Here is a 23,588-nt window from a genome sequence, read left to right as displayed (position 1 = left end):
GTGAGGCCGCAAGCGCTTGCCTGGCGGGCCCGGCAAATGCCTCAGGCACCACATCCGAGCCGCGCTGGCGGTAGTGTCGCCTATTATCCACGATGCGCGAGACCGCCCCGGTCGGCTGGCACGCGCAGCCGGGACTATGGCGGCGCAGGACTTAAGACGGCTTGTCGCTGGCCCCGGCGACCAGTCCCGCCCGCGCCTGCCAGGCCTCGTAGGCGCCGCGCAGGCGCCAGCCCGATTCCAGGTCGCGCATGCCCAGGCATTGCGCCACCTCGGCCGGCGCCGTGCCGGCCTCGAAATGCATGGCGGCGCAGGTATTGCGCAAGGTCTGCGGCGAGGCCCGCTCATGGCGGCCGGCGAGCACGCCGGCCTCGTCGAGCAGGATTTCCACGCGCCGGTAGACCGAAGCCGCGTGCATCGGCCGGCCCGCCGGCATGGCCGGGAACACCAGGCTGCCAAGCGTGCCCGACGCCTCGCGCAGCGCCAGCCAGGCCCGCAGCGGCGCATGGGCCAGCGCGAACAGCGGCGCGGTATAGGCGCGGCCATTGTCGGGACGCACCATGCGCAGCGCCATTCGGCCCGGCGCGCCATCGTCGATGGCCTCCAGGCGCAATGCGCGGGCTTCGCCCACCTTCAGCCCGCCACCCAGCAAGACCGCCAGCAAGGCGGCATCGCGCGCGCGCTTCCATTGGGTCGGCGAGGCCGCGCGGCACTCGTCCGCCGTCGGTGGCAGCCCTGCCGGACCAAGGATGCGGGCCACCAGCAGATCGCACTCGCCCGGCAGCAGGAAGGCAGTGGGATCGTTTTCGCCCTCGGCGAGATGGGCGCGCACCGCCTGGCTGCCGGGGTTGTGCATGCCCTCGCGCAACTGGGCGAGATGGTGGAACACCCGTTCGATCAGCCGCGCATAGCGGTAGCGGTGCAACTTGTGCAATTGCTGGGCATCCAGGAATTCGCCGAGCTGCTCCGCCGACCAGCTCAGCGGCGGCAGGCCGCGCTCCGCCGACCAGCGCAGCAGCTTGCCCCACATGGCGCGGTACACCACGCTGGTGCCGTGGCGAAAGCCGTGCCGCGCCAGCCAGCCGTCGAAGGCGCGCTCGGGATGGGCGCGCCAGGCGGCGAGATCGGCATCGAACAGCGCGGCCTGGCCGGGTTGGTGCGCGGTCGGCTTGGCGGTCGACTTGGCGGTCGACTTGGTGGTCGACTTAGTGGTCACTGACTTCTCCTGCCGGTGGCTTGCGGGCGCGCGGGTGGGATTCCGCCGGGCGATGCCGCCTATTGTAGTCAACCCGTCACTACGAGGGTGCCCTCGGCGCGGCACGCGCTCATGCCAGCCCGATACCGGCTTGCGCAGCGCCGCAACGCGTGCTACCTTTCATCTCACTATGCAACTGGTTGCATAAGACGTGAACACAAACGAGAACAAGACATAGCCGGCGCAACCGCGACCGTCCAAGGAGACCGTAGTGACCACCACCCAGCTGATTCCCGCGGCGCAGGCCTCGCTCGACACCTGGCACCAGTTGATTGCCACCAATTCGATGGCCGGGCTCGACGCCATCGTCGCCGACGACGTCGTGTTCCGCTCGCCGGTCGCGCATACGGCCTACCCCGGCCGCGCGGCGATCGCGCTGGTACTGACCACGGTGAACCAGGTATTCCGCGATTTCCGCTACCACCGCAGCTTTGTCAGCGAGGACGGCCACAGCGTGGTGCTCGAGTTCAGTGCCACGGTCGATGGCAAGGCGCTCAAGGGCATCGACATGATCCGCTTCAATGACGCCGGCCATATTGCCGAATTCGAAGTGATGGTGCGTCCGCGCTCGGGCCTGGAGGCGCTGGCCGCCGCCATGGGCGCGCGCCTCGCCAGCCAGAAGGACGTGCTGACCGGCGCCGCGTAAGCGGCCAGTCCGCCGCCCGCGCCTGCCAGATTCTTTGCCTCACCGTACTACCCAGGAGACTTCACCCATGGCCCTCCCCGCCTCGCTGCAGAACCGGCTGTCGCTGCCGGTGGTCTGCTCGCCGCTGTTCATCATTTCCAACCCCGACCTGGTGATTGCCCAGTGCAAGGCCGGCGTGGTGGGCTCGTTCCCGGCGCTGAACGCACGCCCGGCGCCCAAGCTGGAAGAATGGCTGGACCGCATCACCACCGAGCTGGCCGAGCACAACGACAGGCATCCGGACCGCCCGGCGGCGCCGTTTGCGGTCAACCAGATCGTGCACAAGTCCAACGACCGCCTCGACCATGACCTGGAACTGTGCGTGCGCTACAAGGTGCCGGTCGTGATCACCTCGCTGGGCGCGCGCAAGGAAGTCAACGACGCGGTGCATTCGTACGGCGGCATCGTGCTGCACGACGTGATCAACAACACGTTCGCGCGCAAGGCCATCGAGAAAGGCGCCGACGGGCTGGTGGCGGTGGCTGCCGGCGCCGGCGGCCATGCCGGCACACTGTCGCCGTTCGCGCTGCTGCACGAGATCCGTGAATGGTTCGACGGCCCGCTGCTGCTGTCGGGTGCGATCTCCAGCGGAGACGCGATCCTGGCCGCGCAGGCCGCTGGCGCCGACCTGGCCTACATCGGCTCGGCCTTCATCGCCACGCAGGAAGCCAACGCACAGGAAGGCTACAAGCAGATGATCGTCGACAGCAGCGCCGGCGATATCGTCTACTCCAACCTCTTTACCGGCGTGCACGGCAACTACCTGCGCGGCAGCATCGAGCGCGCGGGCCTGGACCCGGCGGCGCTGCCGCAGTCCGACCCGTCCAAGATGAACTTCGGCTCGACCAGCGTGAAGGCGTGGAAAGATATCTGGGGCGCCGGCCAGGGCGTGGGCGCGATCAAGCGCGTGGTGCCGGCGGCCGAGCTGGTGCGGCGCTTTGCCGAGGAGTATGCGCTGGCGCGTCGCCGCCTGGGGCTGGGCGAAGCCAGCCAGGCCAGTGCGCGCGCGGTTGACGTGGCCTGAGCCTGACAGAGTGCAACAAAAAACGCCGGCCTGGCAGTCGCCAAGGCCGGCGTTTTGCTTTGGAGCGCGGCGCGCTACGCCGCCGGCCGCTCCAGCAGCGGCAGCAGGTCTTCGCCCCAGGCGACCCAGTCCTGCTCGAAGCGGATGCCACGGCGCAGCAGCGCATAGCGCAGTTGCTGCCCACGGTCCATGTCGGGCGCGGAGAAATCCTTGCGCTCGATCGCCAGGTAGGTTTCGAGCCGTGCCTGGTGCAACGCGATCAGCCGGCGCATTTCATCGCCCAGGCCAAGCGGCCCGATCGCGGCATCGGCGCGCAGCTTGACCAGGATTTCCTCGCGCTGGTCCAGTCCGGCGCCGGGCGCCAGCACCCAGCGCACCAGTTCGTCGCGCCCGGCCGGCAGCACCCGGTAGACCTTCTTGCGGTTCTTGCGATCGGCGGCCCCGCCCTCGCTTTCCGCCGCCTCGTTCTCGTCGGCGGCGATCCAGCCGCTATCGGCCATGCGCCCCAGCTCGCGGTAGATCTGCTGGTGGGTGGCATGCCAGAAGTAGCCGATGGAGCGGTCGAAGCGGCGCGCCAGATCATAGCCGGACGACGGCTTCTCGAGCAGGGAAATCAACAAGGCGTGCTGGGTCGACATGCGTCTGGGCAATGGCCCGTCGGGGGGCGGTTGATGGTTTCGGATTGCCATGCGGCGGGAGCGCCGGTCGTGCCGGTGCGTCACGCGCCGCAAAACTGGCGCTATGTTAGCGCAATGCCCCACGCAGTCGGCAAGGCGTGATGCAAGCATCGCCGCCTTCCTGCAATTTCTGCAGGCCCCGCCATATATTCAGCAAATTTGGCAGTTTCGAAATTTCTCGGCAAACAGAATTAAATAATGCTGAATGGCATTTTTGCGCCGCCTGCCATACATTCCATACATTGAAACCCTGTGCGAGCAAGAAAAATCCGTCCCCGGCCGCACCATGCACCGAATCTGGAGTATGTCCATGACCGGAAAAACCATGCTTGCCGAAGAGCGCGACGTCGCCTGGGAAGCCGACGCCGGCGAACGCCCGCTCGGCTTGCTGCAGCCGCTGCGCGACAAGGCCCCGATCTACTACCGGCTGCCCGATACGCCTGACGGGCACCACATCAAGGAATACGCCAGCGGCTTACGCCAGCTTGTACGTTTTGTCGGCGTCGAGGAACAGGTCGTCAAATACAGCCTGACCTGACCCGTCGCCGCCCAGGTTCTTCCTGTGGTTGTCTCCTCCAAGCCCGATCCTGCGGGCACGGACTTGAACCCGCGGTTGCCGCGGGTTTTTTCTTGCCGTGACGGTGTCCGGCGCGCCCGCCTCAGAGCTGTGGCGCACGGCAGGCCGCGCCGCCGGCATTGGCGGCTTCCGCCATGCCGAACACCGCGAGCGCGCCGCACTGCGAGCCGAACATGCGCGCCTGGTCGTGCCCCACGCCCACCACTTCATATGCCTGGTGGCGGATGGCCAGCCCGGGGCTGGCCAGGTAGCGCTCGTAGCGCAGGTAACCACGCGCACGCTGCAGCCGCGTGGGGCCTTCGGCCTCGGCGCCGCAGGCTTTGTCGAGCACGCGGTGGTTGGGATCGTTGTCCTCGGTGCCGGCAAGATAGGTCACCTGGCGCCCGGCGTAGCGCTTGTAGAGCGCCATGCCGTCAGCCCCCTTCGCGTACGGCACCATGTCCTGCACGCCGTAGCGGTATTTGTCGTAGTCGGGGCAGATGGCCTTGTCATACGGCGCGAACGACTTGCCATCCGCGCCAGCCGGGCGTACCGGCGTGAAATAGAGATAGGACGAAGGATTGGCCACGACGTAGCGCAGGTCGATGCCGCCCGCGCGGATGCGCTCATCGACATTGTTCAGCACCGCGTAGCGGTGCACGATCTGCGCGCCGCCGGAATGGCCGGCCACCGTCACCTTGCCGACCTGCGGCAGCCGCGCCTTGTCGGTGACAAAGGCGAGCAAGTCGTCCAGCACCTGCAGCGAACTGACGCGAGCGGCGCCGTCGACCGCATCCTCGCCGCTGATCCAGCCCTGCACCGACCAGTGCGGCATGCCGGTAAAGCCCTTCTTCTGGTCGGGCGTGCCGGGGAAATTCGGCGCGAGCAGCAGCACTTCGTCCGGCTTGCGGCCGCTGGCCTTCAGCAACTCGGCGCCGGCGGCGTAGTAGTCGTCGCCGTTGCGTTGCAGGCCATGCTGGACAAACACGACCTCGCGGATGCGCGACAGGTCGCCGTCGAGCCGGTGGTTGGCATAGACCGGGAAGTCATAGCCGGCGCCGACGCCAAGGTGCACACGCTGCCAGTGCGGCGCGGCCGCCGCGGCATCGGCAGGCTTGCCCGCGGCAGGCGGGGCTGCCGGCGTGCCGGCGCAGCCGGCCAGCACCGCAATGGTGGCTGCGGCGGCCAGGGCCTGGGCCAGGCGCGAACGGGCGGGCTGCGGCAGGCTTGCGGTCGATGGGATCATGGCGGGTCGTCTCCGGTTGGCATGTCGGCGATGGTAGGCCAGAGGAAAGCGGGACGGCAACGCTTGCCGCATCCGCCATCCTGCGTCACGCCAGCCGCCTGGCCAGCGCCGCCACGTCGGGCCAGGTCACGCGCCGCACCATGACGCGCAGCCCGGGCCCGTGGAAATCGTCCTCGAACGGCTCCGATGCCTCGCCGCCCAGTCGCTGGTAGAACTCACGCGCCTGCGTATTGGCCTCCAGCACATAGAGGAACAGCGGCTGCCCCGGCCAGCGCTGCGCCACGCGCTGCGCGCAATGGGCCAGCAGCCGCTTGCCCAGTCCCTGGCCATGGAAAGCCGGCAGGACATGCAGGTTGTCCAGGTAAATGCCGAACTGGGGGTCGGCCTCAGGCAGCAGGCAGGCGAAGCCGGCGGCCGCGCCGTCAACGAGCGCCAGCGTGGCCTCCACGGGGCCGTCCGCGCCGTCATGCATGCGCGCGCGCCAGGCGGCCAGCCGCTCCGGGTAGGCCTGCTCGCGCAGGAATGCGTCTGGCAGCATGCCGGGATAGGTGTGCTGCCAGCTGGCGGTGTGCATGGCGGCGAGCCGGTCGGCATCGGCGGCGGTGGCGGGAATCAGCGCAATGTCAGGCATGGGTGACGGGACGAGACGGGAACCGCACAGCAGGTTCAGGTGCCGCGCGGCAAAGCGCGGGGCACCTGAAGCGCAACTGTGCCAGGAGCGCCCATTGTGCCTGTGGCATGCCAGAGCTTGCAAAATGCCGGGGAAGGGATTGCAATCGGCGTGCACGGCGAACCCTGCCGTCGTGCCCCTGCCGCCCGGGGCCGGGAACGAAGGTTGCAGCATCCCGTGATGACCGGCGCAATCGAGAGGAATGCCTTATGTATATGGTCTACTGGTCCGAGGCCCACGGCACCGGACTTACGCCGCACGCGCAGTCGTTCCCGAGCGACGCGATGCGCGAGGCGCTGCACTTCGCCGAAGCGCTGCGCCAGCGCCAGCATGCGGGCGAGCCGGTGAGCTTTGTCACGCTGTGCTCGGAGAACCCGAACTCGGTCGGCCGCGCCGGCGCGGCGGATCCGCCGCCCGACTACGAGTGGAAGAAACGGCGGCCGTGACGCCAGCGATCAGGCACCGGCCCGCGCTGCACCGGCCCGCGCAGCGGGCCGCAGCGCGGCGCGCACCACGAACGCCATCACCACAGCGAACACCAGCATCGCCGCCAGGAAGTACAGCCCTGCCGCCAGGCTGCCGGTCGCATCCTTGATCACGCCGATGCCATACGGCCCGAAGTAGCCGCCCAGGTTGGCCAGCGAGTTGATCGTGGCAATGCCCACCGCCGCGCTGGCGCCGGTCAGGAACTCACCGGGCAGCGCCCACACCACCGCCTGGATCGAATAGATCGAGAACGCGGTCAGGCAGATAAACAGGAACTGCAGCACCGGCGACTGCACCCAGGCACTCAGCGCCATGGTGATCGCGGCCATCCCCGACACCACCACGATGTGGCCGTAGCGCTCGCCCTTGCGGTCAGAGTGGCGCGGCACCAGGTACAGGCCGACCACGGCGAACAGGTAGGGCACCGCCGACAGCAGGCCGGTCATTGCGTCGGTCACACCGAACTGCTTGATGATGGTCGGCAGCCACAGCGACAGCCCGTAGATGCTCAGCGGGAACGGCAGGAACAGCAGCGACAGCAGCAGCACGCGCTTGTCCTTGAGCGCCTGCAGCGGGTTGCCGTGCGGCTTGAGCGCATAGGCGGCCTGGTCGGCGGCGAGTTCGCGTTCGATCCAGGCGCGGTCGGCCGGTGCCAGCCATGCGGCACTGGCGGGCGATTCCGGCAGGACGCGCAGCGTGGGCAGGCACAGCAGCACGGCGGGCAGGCCGCTCAGCACGAACAGCGTCTGCCAGTTGGCCATGCCGAACAGTCCATGCGTCGACAGCACCAGGCCGGCAATCGGTCCGGTGATGATCAGCGCGATCGGCTGGGCCAGCACCAGCAGGCCGATGATGCGCGCGCGATGGCGCATCGGGAACCACTTGGTCAGGAAGTACAGGATGCCTGGATACAGGCCGGCTTCGGCCGCGCCCAGCAGGAAGCGCAGCACGTAGAAGCTGTGCGCGCCCTGCGTGAACGCCATCGCCATGGTGATCAGGCCCCAGGTCAGCAGGATGCGCGCGAACCAGCGGCGCGCCCCGAAGCGCTCCAGCGCCAGGTTGCTGGGCACCTCGCACAGGAAATAGCCGATGAAGAACAAGCCCGCGCCCAGGCCATAGGCCGCGTCGCTGATGCCGATCGCCGCGTTCATGTGCAGCTTGGCGAAGCCGACCACCGAGCGGTCGATATACGCCACCACGTAGATCAGCGCCAGGAACGGGATCAGCCGGCGCACCAGCATGCCGACGATGCGGGTCTCTTCCTGCGCCTGTGCGCCGGTTTCCTGTCCTGGGGCGGCGCGCTCCAGCGGCGCGGTCTGTGTGCCTTGCATGGCTAGTCTCCTCTGTTCTTGTAAGGGGTCGCGCGCGGGCCGCGGAGGCCGCGCGCCTTCAAAGCATCCGGATGGATCAGTGCGAGTGGCGCGGCACCTCGCGTCCGCGGCAACCGACCAGGAAGTCGAGGTCGCAGCCCTCGTCCGCCTGCAACACGTGGTTGACGTAGAGCTTGCGATAGCCGCCATCGGCGGGCGCCTGCAGCGGCTGCACATCGGCCATGCGGCGCTCGAACTCGGCGGGATCGATATCCAGGTGCAGGCGCCCGGCCTCGCAGTCCAGCTCGATCCAGTCGCCGTCGCGCACGATCGCCAGCGGCCCGCCGGCGGCGGCCTCGGGCGCCACGTGCAGCACCACGGTGCCGTAGGCGGTGCCGCTCATGCGCGCATCGGAAATGCGCACCATGTCCTTGATGCCCTGGCGCAGCAGCTTGGGCGGCAGGCCCATGTTGCCGACCTCGGCCATGCCGGGATAGCCGCGCGGGCCGCAGCGCTTGAGAACGAGGACGGAATTCTCGTCGACGTCGAGCGACTCGTCGACGATGCGCTCCTTGTAGTGCTCCAGGTTCTCGAACACCACCGCGCGGCCGCGGTGGCGCAGCAGCTTCGGCGTCGCCGCCGACGGCTTGAGCACCGCGCCGCGCGGCGACAGGTTGCCGCGCAGGATGCGGATGCTGCCGTCGCGGATCAGCGGCTGGTCGAGCGGGCGGATGACTTCGTCGTTGGTGATCGGCGCATCCCTGACGTTGTCCCAGATCGCCTTGCCGTTGACGGTCAGCGCGCCCGGATGCGGCAGCAGCCCGGCCTCGCCCATGCGGCGCAGCACCGCGGGCAGGCCGCCGGCGTAGTAGAACTCTTCCATCAGGAAGCGGCCCGACGGCATCAGGTCGACGATGGTCGGCGTGTCGCGGCCCACGCGGCTCCAGTCTTCCAGCTCCAGCGGCACGCCGATGCGCCCGGCGATCGCCTTCAGGTGGATCACGGCGTTGGTCGAGCCGCCGATTGCCGCGTTGACACGGATCGCATTCTCGAATGCCTGGCGCGTCAGGATCTTCGACAGCGTCAGGTCCTCGCGCGCCATCTCGACGATGCGGATGCCGGACATATGCGCCAGCACGTAGCGGCGCGAATCGACCGCCGGGATCGCCGCGTTGTGCGGCAGCGACGTGCCCAGCGCCTCGGCCATGCACGCCATGGTCGACGCGGTGCCCATGGTGTTGCAGGTGCCCGCCGAGCGCGACATGCCGGCTTCGGCCGACAGGAACTGGTGCAGGTTGATCTCGCCCGCCTTCAGCGATTCATGCAGCTGCCACACCGCCGTGCCCGAGCCGATGTCCTTGCCGTCGAGCTTGCCATTGAGCATGGGCCCGCCGGTGACGACGATGGCCGGCACGTCGCAGCTGGCCGCGCCCATCAGCAGCGCCGGCGTGGTCTTGTCGCAGCCGGTCAGCAGCACCACCGCATCGATCGGGTTGCCGCGGATCGCTTCTTCCACGTCCATCGCTGCCAGGTTGCGGGTCAGCATGGCGGTCGGGCGCAGGTTCGATTCGCCGTTGGAAAACACCGGGAATTCCACCGGGAAGCCACCGGCCTCGTACACGCCGCGCTTGACGTGCTCGGCCAGCTTGCGGAAATGCGCGTTGCAGGGGGTGAGTTCCGACCACGTATTGCAGATGCCGATCACCGGGCGGCCGTCGAACGCGTGCTCGGGAATGCCCTGGTTCTTCATCCAGCTGCGGTACATGAAGCCATTCTTGTCGGCGGTGCCGAACCACGCCGTCGAGCGCAGCGGCTTGCGTTGCTTGTCCTTGGAATCCGACATGTTGTTCCTGTGGCGAGGGCCGCCGGAGCCGGCGGCGGGGATGGCAGGGACGACGGATCCAGCGGCATCGCAACATGGCGGGCGCCACGCTGTCTCCGGTCGTTGTTGTTTTGTCGGACGGAGTGTATGCAGCTTGCCGATATGCTACTAATGAAGAGTTCGGCATTTGCGATATCGATATCGGCATTGGTACTTACCCTATGGACGCCCCCAACCTTTGCGCCGCGGCTGATGCAGCACCCGCGGCACCCTCCTGGCACAGCCACACCCGCCTCAAGACGCGCCAGCTGCTGCTGTTGCTGGCCGTCGCCGACGAGGGCAGCATCCACCGCGCCGCGGAACGGCTGGCGATGACGCAGCCGGCCGCGTCCAAGCTGCTGCGCGAACTGGAAGAAATGCTGTCGGTCCCGCTGTTCGAACGCCTGCCGCGCGGCATGGCGCCCACGGACTATGGCCGCGCGATGATCCGGCATGCGCGCGCGGTGATCGGCAGCCTGAACCAGGCGCGCGAGGAAGTGCTGGCGCTGAAGGCGGGCCGGCTCGGCCACGTGGCGATCGGCGCGATCACCTCGCCCGGCGTGCGGCTGCTGCCGCCGGCGATCGCCCGGGTGAAGGCGAACTACCCCGGGCTGCGCGTGTCCGTGGAGATCGACAACAGCAACGTGCTGCTCGACCGGCTGGGGCAGGAAAAGCTGGACATGGTAGTGGCGCGCCTGTTTCCCGAGCACGACAAGGGACGGCTGCGCTACGAGCCGATGGCGGAAGAGCCGGTCTGCGCCGTGGTGCGGCCCGGCCACCCGATGCTGGCGGCACCCGGCCTTTCGCTGGCCGACACCACCGACGCCGCCTGGCTGATCCCGCCGGCCGGCACCGTGCTGCGGCACCGCTTCGAGCTGATGTTCCAGCGTGCCAGCCTGGCGCCGCCAACCAACGTGGTGGAAACCGCCGCGCTGCTGTTCCTGACGCGCATGGTGACGCAGTCAGACATGATCGCGGTGCTGACGGCGGATGTGGCGCAGTACTACGCGGCGTTCGGCATGGTGGAGGTGCTGCCGATGGCCATGCCCTGCCATATGGACGACTTCGGCCTGATCACGCCGACCGACCGGCTGATGTCGCCCGGCGCGCTGCTGGTCGCGGATGCGCTGCGCGAGACAGCGCAGCACATCTACGGCCAGTAGTGCCGTGGTCGGTCATCCTTGCCCAGTCTGGTGCGCCGCGATGCGGCGTGTCACGGCCTGGTCGAACCAGCGGTCCATCATCGCCTTTTCGTAGCGCAGCCTGTCGGTGGGATCGTAGATGTTGACGCCAAAATTGAAAGTCTGGTCGGCGATACGCTGCTCGCCGCTGCCGATCACGGCACCGTCGCTGCCGCGCAGTTCGTAGCGCAGCGTCATGTGCGGCCAGGTGACATCGCGCACGATGCGCACGTCGTAGGCTTGCCTGCGCCACGGCTCGAAATGCCCCGCCAGGTCGACGTCGAGCACTTCGATGCTCAGCGCATAGCCCTCCGGCAGGTAACGCGCCGCCAGCTTGTCGAAGTGGCGGCGGATATCGTTCATCACCTGCCCCCGCTCCCTGTCGCTGCCGTAGTCGCTGCGGTACGCGGCGTCGGTGTAGGTCTCCGGATGAACGAACGTAAGTGACAGGGTGCCGGCAGGCGGCGCGGCAAGGGCGCTCAGCGCGAGCGGCACCGCGCAGGCGGCCAGCAGACGGAGGGATCTGGCCATGGCGAACTCCAGGACAAGCGTTTTTCGCCTCTTGATTCTAGTCCGGCAAAGGCCGGTGGGCGTGGGTTGCCATGGTTGGCAGATGCCGCATCCGATACAAGCGGGCGCCGGCGTGAACCGGCGCCCGTCTTCAGGCCAATCAGCCGATGATGTTGATCAGCCGATGATGTTGAACTGGCTGAAATATTCCTCGTTCAGTTCCAGCCCCAGGCCCGGCAGGTTGTCGTCCAGCTGCAGGTAGCCGTTGTCCGGCGCGGGGTCGCCCTTGAAGATGTAATAGAACAGCTCATTGCCGACCTCGACGTCGTGCACCGGGAAGTACTCCGACATCGGCGAAGCGGTCGACGCCATGGTCAGGTGGTAGTTGTGCATCTGCCCCGCGTGCGGGATCACCGGCACGGACCAGGCCTCGGCCATCGCGTTGATCTTCTGCGCCGCGGTGATGCCGCCGACGCGGTTGGTGTCGTACTGGATCACGTCCACCGCGCGGCGCTCCAGCAGGTCCTTGAAGCCGTACGAGGTGAACTCGTGCTCGCCGCCGGAGATCGGGAACGGGCTCGCCTTCTTCAGTTCGACATAGCCTTCGATATCGTCGGCGATCACCGGCTCTTCCAGCCAGCGCGGATTGAACTCGGCCAGGCGCGGGAGCATGCGGCGCGCGTACTCCAGCGTCCAGCCCATGTAGCACTCCAGCATGATGTCGACGCTGTCGCCAACCAGCTCGCGCAGCAGCCTGACCTGCTCGATATTCTTCTGCATGCCGGCGGGGCCATCCTTGGGGCCGTAGCCGAAGCGCATCTTCATCGCGGTAAAGCCCTGGTCCAGGTAGCCCTGCGCTTCGGCCAGAAAGGCGTCGCGGTCATCGTTGTTGTAGAGCTTGGAGGCATAGCACCAGATCTTTTCCTTGGTGCGCCCGCCCAGCAGCTTGAACACCGGCTTGCCGACGGCCTTGCCCATCAGGTCCCACAGCGCGATATCGACCGCCGAGATCGCCGCCATGCCGATGCCCTTGCGGCCCCAGGCGTGCGTGCGGCGGTACATCTTTTGCCACAGGTATTCGTTGTCGAAGGGATCCTGGCCGATCACCACCGGCGCCAGGTACTCATCGACGATCTGCTTGGCCACGCGCGGGGCCAGCGCACAGTTGCCGATGCCGACCAGGCCGGTGTCGGTCTCGATCTCGACCACCATCCAGCCGTGGAAGCGGAACGAACCCATGGCATCGCCGCGTTCGAACAGGATGTCGGTGGCGTTGGTGCAGAAATGCGCCTGCGGCGGCACGGTCTTGCCCTTCCATTCAAAGACGCGGGCACGGACGTTGGTGATCTTCATATTCAGCTCCTGATGGCGTTGCGTAGGCGCGAGCGCTCCCCTGCCCCTGGCTGCGCCGGGGGCGGTCACGCTCGATCCGGTGTTGGATGTTGGGTAGTGGCTAGGCGCTGGCGGCGGCGCGCCGTTGCGCACCCATGCGGCAGGCGATCTGGAATGCCTGCTGCGTGGCGCCGGGATCGGCGCGGCCCTGCTGCGCGATATCGAACGCGGTGCCGTGCGCCGGCGTGGTGATCGGCACCGGCAGCCCGCCCTGCACCGTCACGCCTCGCGAGAAGCCCATCAGCTTGATGCCGATCTGCCCCTGGTCGTGGTACATGGTGACGATGGCGTCGAACTGCCGCTGCGACGGACCGCCCTGCACCTTGAGGAAGATGGTGTCAGCGGGGAACGGGCCCTCGGCATTCACGCCACGCTCGCGGGCCGCGGCCACGGACGGGGCGATCACGTCGATCTCTTCGCGGCCAAAGGCACCGTTGTCGCCGTTGTGCGGGTTCAGGCCGCACACGGCGATGCGCGGCCCGGCCATGCCGGCGCGGCGCAGCGCCTGGTCGATCAGGTCGATGGCAGCACCGACGCGTTCCGGTGTGATCATCGCCGGCACGTCCTTCAGGGCCACATGCGAGGTGACGCGCGAGGTCCACAGGCCGTCGAGCACGTTGAACTCGCAGAACGCGCCGTGGTAGCCGAGCTGCTCGGCAAACCAGTGCAGTTCATCGCTGTGGTCCATGCCGGCAGCGTGCAGCGAGCTTTTGTTGAGCGGCCCGAACAGGATCGAGTCCGCCTGGCCCGACTGCGCCAGCTCCAGCGCCAGCGACAGCGTGCCCAGGCTGTAACGGCCGCCCTCGGCACTGGACGCGCCGCGCGGATACGCGGGCTTGCCGTCCAGTTCCCAGTGGTAGAGGCGCGGCGCGCCTGGTGCAAACGCGAGGGTATCGGTCTCTGCCAGCGCCAGCTCGACGCCCGCCACCTGCATGCCGCGGCGCCATTCGTCGCGGTCGGCGATCAGCAGGATGTCGGCCTGTTCGCTGGTGGCCGGGTCGGCCAGCAGGCGGGCAATCAGTTCGGGGCCGATGCCGGCGGGATCGCCCAGCACCATCGCGATTCTTGGACGTGATGTCATGGAATTCTCGTGTAATACAGGCTCAGTCGAGCTTGACGCCAAGCTCGGCAATCAGCTTGCCATAGCGCGCGTACTCGGCGCGCGAGAAGGCATCGAACTGCGCCGCCGTCAGCGTGCCGGGCACGCCGCCGACTTCACCAAGGCGACGCACGGTATCGGGATCCTTGATCACGGTGGTCAGCGCCGCGCCGAGCTTCTGCAGCGTGGCGGGCGGCGTGCCGGCCGGCGCATAGACGCCATACCAGGCATTCATCTGGATGCCCGGCACCCCGGCTTCGGCCAGCGTCGGCACATTGGGCAGCAGCGCCGAGCGCTTGTCCGCCGTCACCGCCAGCGCGCGCAGCTTGCCGGCCTTGATATGGTTGATCACCGACGGCATGGTCTCGAAGCTCATGTCCACCTGGCCGCCCATCAGGTCGACCAGCGCGCTGCTGCTGCTCTTGTACGGCACATGCAGCAGCTTGCCCTGGATCTGTCGCGCAAATGCGGCGCCGGCCAGGTGCTGGGTGCTGCCGACGCCCGACGAGCTGTAGCGGAACTTGTCCGGGCTGGCCTGGATCTGCGCCACCAGCGCCTTTACGTCGCGCGCCGTGACCTGGTTGTTGACCACCAGCACGTTAGGCACCGACGACACCAGCGCCACCGGCGCCAGGTCCTTGAGCGGGTCGAACTGCAGCTTGAGCAGGTGCGGCGCGATCGCCTGCGAGGTGACCACGCCCATCAGCAGCGTGTTGCCGTCCGGCGCGGCCTTGGCGGTGATGTCCGCGGCGATGGTGTTGGACGCGCCGGGGCGGTTATCGACCACCACGGGTTGCTTGAGCTGTGCGGCAAGCTTGTCGGAGACGATGCGCGCCATCACGTCGGTGCCGCCGCCGGGCGCGGCGCCCACCATCAGCCGCACCGGCCGGGTGTCCTGCGCCCAGGCGCTGGTGGTCACCGCAACGGCCACCGTGGCCATGCCGGCGAATGCGCCGGCGATCCATGTCTTCATCGCTGTCTCCGTTTGCTGTCCGGCTCTGATGGCGCGGATGAGCAGACTATATGGGCATCAGCGATTCACTACTACTGACGTTTTTTGAACTGGCGATTACCTGGGGTTATACCTCGCTTATACCTCGCTTATACCTCGCTTATACCTCGATCATGCCTCGATCATGCCTCCCCCGCCGGCTTCCCGGCCCGGGCCTTCAGGATCGCCACAAGCTGCCGCGCCGAGGCTGACAAGGCGCCGCCGCGCCGCGTGACGATGCCAAAGGTTTCCTGCCGCGATTGCAGCGGCACGGGCAGGATGCGCAGCATTTTCTGGCGGACGAACAACTCGGCCACACTGGCCGGCAGCAGCGACACCAGCCCGGGATCGCGCTGCAGCATCGCCACGGTAATCAGCGCCGACGACGTGGAAATCGCATTGGCGGGAAAGCTGACGCCGGCATGGTCCAGCTCGCGCTGCAGCAGCGCATGCATCGGCATGTGCCCCGCGTATGTGATCCAGCGATAACCGGCAAGGTCGGCAAGGCCCATGGCGCGCGCGCGGGGCGCGGGGTGAGCGTGGCCAACCACCACGGACACCTGTTCGTCGCCAAGCGGGTGGTAGTGGTACTTGCCGGGTTGGTCGCTGACCAGCGCGCGGCCAAGCACCAGGTCCAGATGCCCGTCGTCGAGTTGACCGAGCAGGCGCAGGCTGGTGTCCTCGATGATCTCGAGCGCCAGGTCCGGATGCGCCTGCCGCAGCTGCTCAAGCGCCGGCACCAGCACATCCGGCACCGCGCCCATGATCACGCCGACCGCGACGCGCCCGCCACTGCCGGCGCGGATGCCGGCCACTTCCTCGCACATCGCGCCCAGGTCCGCCACCAGTTGCCGGGCATGGCGGATCACGCAATGGCCGAAGGCGTTGGGGCGCATGCCGCGTCTGGAGCGCTCGAACAGCGGCGCTTCCAGCATGCCTTCCAGTTCCTGCAGCGACTTGCTGGCGGCCGACTGGGTCATCGCCATCGCGGCGGCGGCCTGGTGCAGCGACTGGTGCTCGTCCAGGGCGATCAGCAGCTGCAGCTGCTTCATGCGCAGGCGGCCGGTGAGGGTGTCCAGGGTGGATTTCATGTTGGGACCAGATGAGTCGCAAAAGCGATCACCAGATGGAAAGGTTTCAATATACAGCGCCGCTGCCCCGCTCGTATATTGGCCCGACCCGATTGACTGCCCAGAACCCGCGCCGGCCGCGTGCCAGCCGCAAGGAGGAGACCATGACCCGATCCCAGCCGCCCGTCTATCGCGGCGCCGTCTACCAAGGCGTTTTCCCGGTAGCGCCGACCATCTTCGACGAGCAAGGCGGCCTCGACCTCGACGGCCAGCGCCGCTGCATCGACTTCATGATTGACGCCGGTTCGGACGGCATCTGCATCCTGGCGAACTTCTCCGAGCAGTTCGTGCTGACCGACGACGAGCGCAACGTGCTGATGAAGACCGTGCTGGAGCACGTGGACGGGCGCGTGCCGGTGATCGTCACCACCACGCATTTCAGCTCGCGCATCTGCGCCGAGCGCAGCCGCGCCGCGCAGGACGCCGGCGCCGCCATGGTGATGGTGATGCCGCCCTACCACGGCGCCACCATCCGCGTGCCCGAGCGCGGCATCTACGACTTCTTCGCCACGGTCTCCGGTGCCATCGATATCCCGATCATGATCCAGGATGCGCCAGTAAGCGGCACCACGCTGTCCGCGCCCTTCCTCGCCCGCATGGCACGCGAGCTGGCCAATGTCTCGTACTTCAAGATCGAAGTGCCGCAGTCCGCGGCCAAGCTGCGCGAACTGATCGAACTGGGCGGCGACGCCATCGTCGGCCCGTGGGACGGCGAAGAAGCCATCACGCTGATGGCCGACCTGGAAGCGGGCGCCACCGGCGCGATGACCGGCGCGGGCTTCCCGGACGGCATCCGCCAGATCCTGGACGCATGGCAGGCTGGCGACGCCGAGCTGGCGGCGCAGCGCTACCAGCAGTGGCTGCCGCTGATCAACTACGAGAACCGGCAGGGTTGGCTGGCGACCAGCAAGGTGTTGATGAAGGAAGGTGGGGTGATTGCGTCGGACGCCGTGCGCCATCCGCTCCAGCCGATGCATCCGGCCACGCGCGAGGGGTTGATGAAGATTGCGCGGCGGCTGGATCCGCTGGTGTTGCGCTGGGCCCGTTGAACCTCAAGGAAGGACAAGACATGACGCTCTCAGGCGAACTCCTGATCGGCCGCCGCGCGGTACGCGGCACCCACGGCACCCTGCACGCCATCGACGCCGCCACCGGCGCCACCCTCGAACCCGCCTTCGGCGGCGCCACGCCGGCACAGCTCGACGAAGCCTGCGAACTGGCATGGCAGGCCTTCGACACCTATCGCGAGATCGCGCCCGCGCGGCGCGCCGACTTCCTCGAAGCCATCGCCGGCAACATCCTGGCGCTGGGCGATGCGCTCGTCGAGCGCTGCGTCAGCGAATCGGGCCTGCCACGCGCCCGCATCGAGGGCGAACGCGGGCGCACCGTGGGCCAGTTGCGGCTGTTCGCCGGCATGCTGCGCCAGGGGGATTTCCTGGAGCTGCGCGTCGACCCGGCCCAGCCCGAACGCCAGCCCCTGCCGCGCCCCGACCTGCGCCTGCGCCATATCCCGCTGGGCCCGGTCGCGGTGTTCGGCGCCAGCAACTTCCCGCTGGCGTTCTCGGTGGCGGGCGGCGATACCGCGTCCGCACTGGCCGCCGGCTGCCCCGTCATCGTCAAGGCGCATCCCGCGCACCTCGGCACCTCCGAACTGGTCGGCCGCGCCATCCAGAAAGCGGTGGCGGACCTGGACCTGCCCGAAGGCACCTTCTCCCTGCTCTTCGATACCGGGCTGGAAATCGGCCAGGGGCTGGTGGCGGACCGGCGCATCAGGGCGGTCGGCTTCACCGGCTCGCGCGCCGGCGGCCAGGCGCTGATGGCGATCGCCGCGGCGCGCCCGGAACCGATTCCCGTCTATGCGGAGATGAGCAGCATCAATCCGGTGCTGCTGTTCCCGCATGCGCTGGCCAACCGCGCGCACGCCATCGGCACGGCCTTTGCCGGTTCGCTGACACTGGGCGCCGGACAGTTCTGCACCAACCCCGGACTCGTGCTGGCGGTGGAAAGCGAAGGCCTGGACCAGTTCCTGGAAGCGGCGGCGGCAAGCCTGGCGGACATCGGCGCGCAGAGCATGCTGACCTCCGGCATCCTGCGCGCCTACTGCAACGGCGTGGGCACGTTCGCGCAGCATCCGAAGGTACAGGTGGTGGCGCGCGGCAAGGCAGGCAGTGCGCTGCAAGGGCAAGCGGCGTTGTTCAGCACCAGCGCCGAGGCCTTCCTGGCCGACCAGACGCTGCGCCACGAAGTCTTCGGCGCGTCGTCGCTGGTGGTGCGCTGCCGCGATGCGGCGGAGATGCGGCGCGTGGTCGAATCGCTGGAAGGACAGCTTACCGCGGCCCTGCATATCGACCCCGCCGACCACGACGCCGCGCGCACGCTGCTGCCCGCGCTGGAGCGCCTGGCGGGCCGCATCCTGGTCAATGGTTTCGGCACCGGCGTCGACGTCGGGCACGCCATGGTCCACGGCGGCCCCTGGCCGGCCACGTCGGATGGCCGCTCGACCTCGGTCGGCAGCCTCGCCATCGCGCGCTTCGTGCGGCCGGTCAGCTACCAGGACATGCCGGCGGACCTGCTGCCCCCGTCCTTGCGCCCCGACAGCGAGCAGCGCCACGCGTGGCGTCTTGACGGCAAGCTGCAGCGCTAGCGCGACAGCGCCCGCAGCGTATCGATCAGCAGGCTCATCGATGCGGTCGGCGGGCGCCCGCGCCGCGTGACGATGCCATACGGCCCCAGTTTCCGCGGCAGTGGCAGTGGCAGCACCGCCAGCGCGCCGAGGCGGCCGTAATACGCCGCCACCGACTCCGGCAGCACCGCGACCAGCTCGCTGTCGGCCAGCAACGACGTGGTCATCAGCACCGCGGCGGTCTCGATGGTCGACGGCGGCGCCGGCACGCCGGCATCCTCGAACGAGCGGTCGATCAGCGCGCGCATCGGGCTCGGCCGTGGCTGCATGATCCACGGGTAGCGGGTCAGCTCCTCGAACGACAGCTTGCGCCGCCGCGCCAGGGCATGCTGCGGCCCGACCACGATCGCCAGGCCCTCGTCGCCAAGCTGCTCGAACTCGAGGCCGCTGCTGTCCCAGCCATCGGGCACGCGGCCCAGCACGATATCGAGCTGGTCGCGCTCCAGCAGCGGCACCAGCAGGTCGCTGGTCTCCACCTGCACCGCCACCTCCAGCCGCGGATGGTCGCGGTTCAGCCGCCGGATCACCCCGGCCAGCAGGCCCGGCGTAGGCGCCATCACCGCGCCGACACGCACGCGCCCGATCTTGCCCGACTCCAGCGCCACCAGCTCATCGCGCAAGCCATCCATGTCGGCAAACACCAGCCGGGCATAGCGCGTGGCCGCCATCCCGAAGCGCGTGGCACGCAGCCCGCGCGCATGGCGCTCGAACAGCGGCACGCCCAGCAGGTCCTCCATGTCCTGCAGCATCTTGCTGACGGCTGGCTGGGTGAGCGTCAGCGACTCGGCCGCCTGGCGCAGCGAGCCTCGCTCCTCCACCGCCAGCAGCAGGCGCAGGTGCTGCATCTTGAGGCGGCCGTGAAGGGTGCTGACGGGTGGGATCATGGGGCGGGCGATGGGACGAAGGGACAGAAATGCATGAAGGCGGGCTTTCGCCTGCGATCACAAATTCTTATCGCTTCGCCCCGGATGGTCAAGCCGGAGATATCGCTGCAATGCCCACGCCCCGCATTCGGCTACGACTTCCTGGGCGAATCCAGCGAGACTTTCGACGGGGAGATTTCCCCGATATCCGCCCACGCCTTCGTGTCGAAGCGGAACTTGGCGACGGCGCAGGTCGGCATGTCGGTGATCTCGCCCGACAGGCGCTGCGCGAAGTCAGTGAACTCGGGGTTGTGACCGAACAGCATCACGCTGCCAAGCTTCTTGTCGAGCGCACGGACGACGGCCAGCAGATCATCCGCACTGCTGGCGTACAGCCGGTCATCGATCACGATGTCCTTGCGGGCATAGCCGAGTTCGTCGGCGATCAGGTGCGCCGTGGTCAACGCGCGCACGGCCGGACTCGACACGAGCAGGTCTGGCTTTACCTTGCGCTCGGCCAGGCGCTTGCCCATTTCCGGGGCGTCGCGCAGGCCGCGATCGTCCAGCGGGCGCTCGCGGTCAGGCAAGGAGGGGTCATCGCGGCTTGACTTGGCGTGGCGGACGAGAAACAGGGTCTTCATGGCCCCTCCTGATGCATCGGGATGCTGGTCGATGGTTGGTGGATTATTGGTGGATTATTGGTGGATTATTGGTGGATTATTGGTGGATTGCCGGTCGATTCCGCGCGTCAGCGGACCAGCGCACGGCGGCTGGCCTCGCCGCTACGCTCGCCCTATAGTGGACTGCGAAGGGGCCGATTGCAACGCGGGCAGCGCCGAAGCACCATCATTCAGCACCATCTTCCGGAGGGCGGTCATGCGCAGCAGCAGTGCAGATGCCATCGAGGTTGTGATCCCCGCGGGTAGCGTGGCGTTGCAAGGCATACTCACCTTGCCGCCAGGCGCTGGCGCCCTGGTATTGTTTGCGCACGGCACCGGCAGTTCCCGGCATAGCCCGCGCAACCAGTATGTGGCCGCGGAACTCAACCGCTGCGGCATGGGAACGCTGTTGATGGACCTGCTCATGCCCGAGGAAGACCAGGTGCAGGCGATCCGCTTCGACGTCGGGCTACTGGCCATGCGGCTGGCACAGGCGACCGACTGGGTAACGCGGCAGCAAGGCGTGCCACCGCGGTTGGGCTACTTCGGCGCCAGCATTGGTGCCGCCGCGTCGATCCGTGCCGCGAGCCAGTCGCCGATCCCGATACACGCCATCGTCTCACGAGGCGGCAGGGTCGACCTGGCGGGCGCCGACGCCCTGGCCAGACTGCTTGCGCCCACCATGCTGATCGTCGGCGGGCTGGATGTGAGCGTCATTGAACGGAATGGGCTCGCCTTTGCCCAGCTCAAGTGCCAGAAGAAGCTGGTGATCGTGCCCGGCGCCTCCCATTTGTTCGAGGAGCCCGGCGCACTGGAATCGGTCGCGCGCCTGGCGGCGCAGTGGTTCGAGCGCTATCTGGGCAAGGCCTCGCCCTGACCAGGATCTGCGGATCCAGGATCTGCCCCTCGCGCCGAAGGTACAATCCCCGGGCCCGGCCTGAGGCCCAGGCGGGCCGTGCCATTCCGCAAACCTCTCAGGGAACAGACACCACTCATGCGCGAACCCAGCCGGGCGTTCCTCCTCGGTCCGCTGCTCAAGGGCGTCTCGCGTTCGTTCTATCTCACGCTGCGCGTGCTGCCCGCGCGGATGCGCGACCCGGTAGGGCTGGCCTACCTGCTGGCGCGCGCCGCCGACACGATTGCGGACACGGCGCTGGTTGCGCCGGAAAGGCGGCTGGCATTGCTGCTGTCCTTGCGTGACCAGGTCAACGGCAACACGGTTGGCGCGGCGCCAGCCCTCAGCATTGCGGCGGAGATGGCTCGCCACCAGGAGCAATCCGATGAGCGGATCCTGCTGGAGTCGCTCGATCCGGCGCTGGCGGTGCTGACGCGACTGGAGCCAGCCGACCGGCAAGCGGTCAGGCAGATCCTTTCCACCCTCAGCGAAGGCATGGAGTTCGACCTGCGCACGTTCCCCGACGAGCGCGCCGGCCGCATCGTGGCGCTGCCCGACCTGGCGGCGCTGGACCACTACACCTACATGGTCGCCGGATGCGTCGGCGAATTCTGGACCCACATGACCGCGGCGCACGTGCCGGGTGCGATCAATGGCGACCTCGGCGCCATGCTGCGCAGTGGGGTTCGCTTCGGCAAGGCGTTGCAGATGACCAATGTGCTGCGCGACTGCGGCAAGGACCTGCGCATCGGCCGCTGTTACCTGCCGGCGTCGCTGCTGGTGCAGCACGGGCTGGGTCCGCAGGACTTGCTGCTGCCGGACGCCTCGGTGCGCGCGCATGCCCTGATGCGGTCGCTCGCCGGCATGACGCTGGCGCATTTCCACGAGGCGATGGCCTACACGCTGGCCATCCCCCGGCGTTTCGTGCGGCTGCGGCTGGCCTGCCTGTGGCCAATCCTGATCGGCATGGAGACCTTGCTGCTGCTGGTGCGCAACGCGCACTGGCTGGACCCGGCCAGGGCCTCGAAGATGCCGCGCCGCGAGGTCTACCGCATGGTGGCGTCTTCGCTGCCGATGGTCTGGTCGAACGGCCTGCTGCGCAGCTGGTTCACGCGCCAGGTGCGCAGCATCGAAGCCGTCATTCGCTGAAGTGCGCCGTGCCGTTCAATGACTGGTGAAGACCGTCAGCACTCCCGTATAGCCATAGAGGTGATCCCGCGCGATCTCGCCGCCGGCAAAGAAACCGGCCAGCGGCAGGTCACCCAGCACGCCGCGCACGGTCTGCAGCTCGGCATGCGGTGCGCCGAAATGCGGCCCGCCCCGGCCTGAGCAGCTGATATAGAGCGCGCCACGCGCGTGGCCGCCGCTTTGTTCAATATCCGCGCGGACTTCCGTGGCGATGCGTTCCAGGTCCGCACGCGCCGCGGCGGCGTTGCGCATGCAGAACGCGAGCCGCATGCCAGGCTCGACCTGGTCGGCAAGCGCGAGCACGCGATGCTGCACATCCAGTCCGATCAGGTGGCGCACCAGCGTATCCGAGCCGAACCTGCCCGGCTGCACCGGTGCATCGTCGGTGGAAGCGTTCAAGCCGGCGAGCGTTCCCGACAACGCTGCCGCCATGGCTTCGACCGGCGCATCGCGCTCGACGCCCAGGTCCTGCAGCACGCAATCCAGCGCCGGCTTGCCGTCCAGCGCGAACAGCAGGTTGTGTTCGCTGCGCGTCACCGCGCGTGCCGGCCCGATCGGCTGGCAGCCCTGCGTGACGCGGGAGACAAGTTCGACTTCCGGGCCAAACAGCACGCCCGACAGCCCGCCGGAATACACGCCGTCGGCAATATGCAGGGTACGGTTGCGTGCCGAGCTCAGCCCGCCGAACAGGTAGCCGGTGGCGGTGCGGGCGCTCAGCTCGTGCAGCAGCTCCTGCACGTCCGGCGTGCTGCCCTCGGCATGCACCAGCGCGGTATGCGGGACGAAGCCGGAAGACGCGGCCGGCAAGGGCTGGCGCCCGGAGAACAGCTGGAAGCTGCCGCGCGGGAACGGCGCCGCCAGCAGCACCATCGCCGGCTGGTCGAAGTACTCCACGCCGCTCGCCGACACGCCCAGCCCGACCGTGCCGATCCACGACACCCCGGGCCAGTTCTGTTGCAACGCGGCAAGGATGGCCTCCGCGGCCAGCGCGTAGTAGTCGCTCAGGTAGCACCAGCCGAGCGTCAGCGGCGGCGCATGATCCAGCCGCGCCTGGCGCAGCAGGTCCTGCGTGTCGAGCTGGCGCTGGCAGTCGGCCAGCGCGACCTGCCACTCGGTATGCGCGGCGTCAGCGTGAACAAAGGTCAGGTCATGCATGGCTTGCCTCCGGGTCCAGGCTGGCGACATACCATTGGACTCCGGCAGGCAGCAGGTGTTCAGGTCCGGCGTTGA

At 68.1% G+C, this 23,588-nt stretch carries 23 protein-coding genes; 9 read left to right on the top strand and 14 right to left on the bottom strand.

Annotated features, from left to right (window positions below; translation table 11 throughout):
* Window positions 1-151: 151 nt before the first annotated feature.
* Window positions 152-1,135, bottom strand: a complete 984-nt coding sequence (locus CTP10_RS18210; RefSeq protein ID WP_116318961.1) for a tyrosine-type recombinase/integrase — start codon at window positions 1,133-1,135, stop codon at window positions 152-154.
* A gap of 328 nt (window positions 1,136-1,463) precedes the next feature.
* Here CTP10_RS18210 and CTP10_RS18205 point away from each other — a divergent pair, with 328 nt between their 5' ends.
* Window positions 1,464-1,898, top strand: coding sequence for a nuclear transport factor 2 family protein (locus CTP10_RS18205; RefSeq protein WP_116318883.1), 435 nt, complete (start codon window positions 1,464-1,466; stop codon window positions 1,896-1,898).
* Window positions 1,899-1,965: 67 nt separating this feature from the next.
* Window positions 1,966-2,961: an NAD(P)H-dependent flavin oxidoreductase gene (locus tag CTP10_RS18200; RefSeq protein ID WP_116318884.1), complete on the top strand. Its 996-nt coding sequence runs from the start codon at window positions 1,966-1,968 to the stop codon at window positions 2,959-2,961.
* A 74-nt stretch (window positions 2,962-3,035) separates the two neighbouring features.
* On the opposite strand, the gene CTP10_RS18195 is transcribed toward CTP10_RS18200, so the two are convergent.
* The gene (locus CTP10_RS18195) at window positions 3,036-3,599 is read right to left on the bottom strand and encodes a PadR family transcriptional regulator (protein WP_116318885.1); all 564 of its coding nucleotides are present in this window, start codon (window positions 3,597-3,599) and stop codon (window positions 3,036-3,038) included.
* 349 nt (window positions 3,600-3,948) lie between these two features.
* Here CTP10_RS18195 and CTP10_RS18190 point away from each other — a divergent pair, with 349 nt between their 5' ends.
* On the top strand, window positions 3,949-4,176 hold the full coding sequence (locus tag CTP10_RS18190; RefSeq protein WP_116318886.1) for a hypothetical protein: 228 nt from the start codon (window positions 3,949-3,951) through the stop codon (window positions 4,174-4,176).
* 121 nt (window positions 4,177-4,297) lie between these two features.
* On the opposite strand, the gene CTP10_RS18185 is transcribed toward CTP10_RS18190, so the two are convergent.
* Window positions 4,298-5,440 (bottom strand): hypothetical protein, encoded by a 1,143-nt coding sequence (locus CTP10_RS18185; protein WP_116318887.1) that lies wholly within the window; start codon window positions 5,438-5,440, stop codon window positions 4,298-4,300.
* A gap of 85 nt (window positions 5,441-5,525) precedes the next feature.
* On the bottom strand, window positions 5,526-6,071 hold the full coding sequence (locus CTP10_RS18180) for a GNAT family N-acetyltransferase (RefSeq protein WP_116318888.1): 546 nt from the start codon (window positions 6,069-6,071) through the stop codon (window positions 5,526-5,528).
* 248 nt (window positions 6,072-6,319) lie between these two features.
* Between CTP10_RS18180 and CTP10_RS18175 the strand changes: the two genes are divergently transcribed.
* On the top strand, window positions 6,320-6,556 hold the full coding sequence (locus CTP10_RS18175; protein WP_116318889.1) for a hypothetical protein: 237 nt from the start codon (window positions 6,320-6,322) through the stop codon (window positions 6,554-6,556).
* Between the two features lie 9 nt (window positions 6,557-6,565).
* Here the strand turns inward: CTP10_RS18175 and CTP10_RS18170 are convergent, their stop codons facing one another.
* A complete protein-coding gene (locus tag CTP10_RS18170; protein ID WP_116318890.1) occupies window positions 6,566-7,927 on the bottom strand; it encodes an MFS transporter in 1,362 nt (453 codons plus the stop codon).
* A 76-nt stretch (window positions 7,928-8,003) separates the two neighbouring features.
* Window positions 8,004-9,749: an IlvD/Edd family dehydratase gene (locus tag CTP10_RS18165; RefSeq protein ID WP_116318891.1), complete on the bottom strand. Its 1,746-nt coding sequence runs from the start codon at window positions 9,747-9,749 to the stop codon at window positions 8,004-8,006.
* Window positions 9,750-9,949: 200 nt separating this feature from the next.
* On the opposite strand from CTP10_RS18165, the gene CTP10_RS18160 reads away from it, so the two are divergent.
* Window positions 9,950-10,930, top strand: coding sequence for a LysR substrate-binding domain-containing protein (locus CTP10_RS18160; RefSeq protein WP_233528081.1), 981 nt, complete (start codon window positions 9,950-9,952; stop codon window positions 10,928-10,930).
* A gap of 12 nt (window positions 10,931-10,942) precedes the next feature.
* Here CTP10_RS18160 and CTP10_RS18155 read toward each other — a convergent pair whose 3' ends face one another.
* From CTP10_RS18155 to CTP10_RS18135, 5 genes are all read right to left on the bottom strand, one after another.
* Window positions 10,943-11,479 carry a DUF3016 domain-containing protein gene (locus CTP10_RS18155; protein ID WP_116318892.1) on the bottom strand — a complete coding sequence of 179 codons (537 nt, stop codon included), beginning with the start codon at window positions 11,477-11,479 and terminating at the stop codon, window positions 10,943-10,945.
* Window positions 11,480-11,635: 156 nt separating this feature from the next.
* Entirely contained in the window at window positions 11,636-12,811 is a 1,176-nt protein-coding gene (locus tag CTP10_RS18150) for an L-rhamnonate dehydratase (RefSeq protein ID WP_116318893.1), read from the bottom strand.
* Window positions 12,812-12,911: 100 nt separating this feature from the next.
* Window positions 12,912-13,931, bottom strand: a complete 1,020-nt coding sequence (locus tag CTP10_RS18145; protein WP_116318894.1) for a 4-hydroxythreonine-4-phosphate dehydrogenase PdxA — start codon at window positions 13,929-13,931, stop codon at window positions 12,912-12,914.
* A gap of 22 nt (window positions 13,932-13,953) precedes the next feature.
* On the bottom strand, window positions 13,954-14,922 hold the full coding sequence (locus CTP10_RS18140) for a Bug family tripartite tricarboxylate transporter substrate binding protein (protein ID WP_116318895.1): 969 nt from the start codon (window positions 14,920-14,922) through the stop codon (window positions 13,954-13,956).
* Between the two features lie 161 nt (window positions 14,923-15,083).
* On the bottom strand, window positions 15,084-16,031 hold the full coding sequence (locus CTP10_RS18135; RefSeq protein ID WP_116318896.1) for a LysR substrate-binding domain-containing protein: 948 nt from the start codon (window positions 16,029-16,031) through the stop codon (window positions 15,084-15,086).
* 143 nt (window positions 16,032-16,174) lie between these two features.
* On the opposite strand from CTP10_RS18135, the gene CTP10_RS18130 reads away from it, so the two are divergent.
* Complete coding sequence (locus CTP10_RS18130) at window positions 16,175-17,119, top strand: dihydrodipicolinate synthase family protein (RefSeq protein ID WP_116318897.1); 945 nt, start codon at window positions 16,175-16,177, stop codon at window positions 17,117-17,119.
* 20 nt (window positions 17,120-17,139) lie between these two features.
* Entirely contained in the window at window positions 17,140-18,714 is a 1,575-nt protein-coding gene (locus CTP10_RS18125; RefSeq protein ID WP_116318898.1) for an aldehyde dehydrogenase (NADP(+)), read from the top strand.
* On the opposite strand, the gene CTP10_RS18120 is transcribed toward CTP10_RS18125, so the two are convergent.
* A complete protein-coding gene (locus tag CTP10_RS18120) occupies window positions 18,711-19,637 on the bottom strand; it encodes a LysR family transcriptional regulator (RefSeq protein WP_116318899.1) in 927 nt (308 codons plus the stop codon). The genes CTP10_RS18125 and CTP10_RS18120 overlap by 4 nt on opposite strands.
* Window positions 19,638-19,768: 131 nt before the next feature.
* Entirely contained in the window at window positions 19,769-20,257 is a 489-nt protein-coding gene (locus CTP10_RS18115) for a SixA phosphatase family protein (RefSeq protein WP_116318900.1), read from the bottom strand.
* Between the two features lie 235 nt (window positions 20,258-20,492).
* Between CTP10_RS18115 and CTP10_RS18110 the strand changes: the two genes are divergently transcribed.
* Window positions 20,493-21,152, top strand: a complete 660-nt coding sequence (locus CTP10_RS18110) for a dienelactone hydrolase family protein (RefSeq protein WP_116318901.1) — start codon at window positions 20,493-20,495, stop codon at window positions 21,150-21,152.
* Between the two features lie 117 nt (window positions 21,153-21,269).
* On the top strand, window positions 21,270-22,319 hold the full coding sequence (locus tag CTP10_RS18105) for a phytoene/squalene synthase family protein (RefSeq protein ID WP_116318902.1): 1,050 nt from the start codon (window positions 21,270-21,272) through the stop codon (window positions 22,317-22,319).
* A gap of 15 nt (window positions 22,320-22,334) precedes the next feature.
* Here the strand turns inward: CTP10_RS18105 and CTP10_RS18100 are convergent, their stop codons facing one another.
* Window positions 22,335-23,513 (bottom strand): FIST signal transduction protein, encoded by a 1,179-nt coding sequence (locus CTP10_RS18100; RefSeq protein WP_116318903.1) that lies wholly within the window; start codon window positions 23,511-23,513, stop codon window positions 22,335-22,337.
* Window positions 23,514-23,588: the final 75 nt, after the last annotated feature.

The organism is Cupriavidus sp. P-10 (assembly GCF_003402535.2).
GTDB lineage: Bacteria > Pseudomonadota > Gammaproteobacteria > Burkholderiales > Burkholderiaceae > Cupriavidus.
This window is presented reverse-complemented; position numbering and strand designations above follow the sequence as displayed.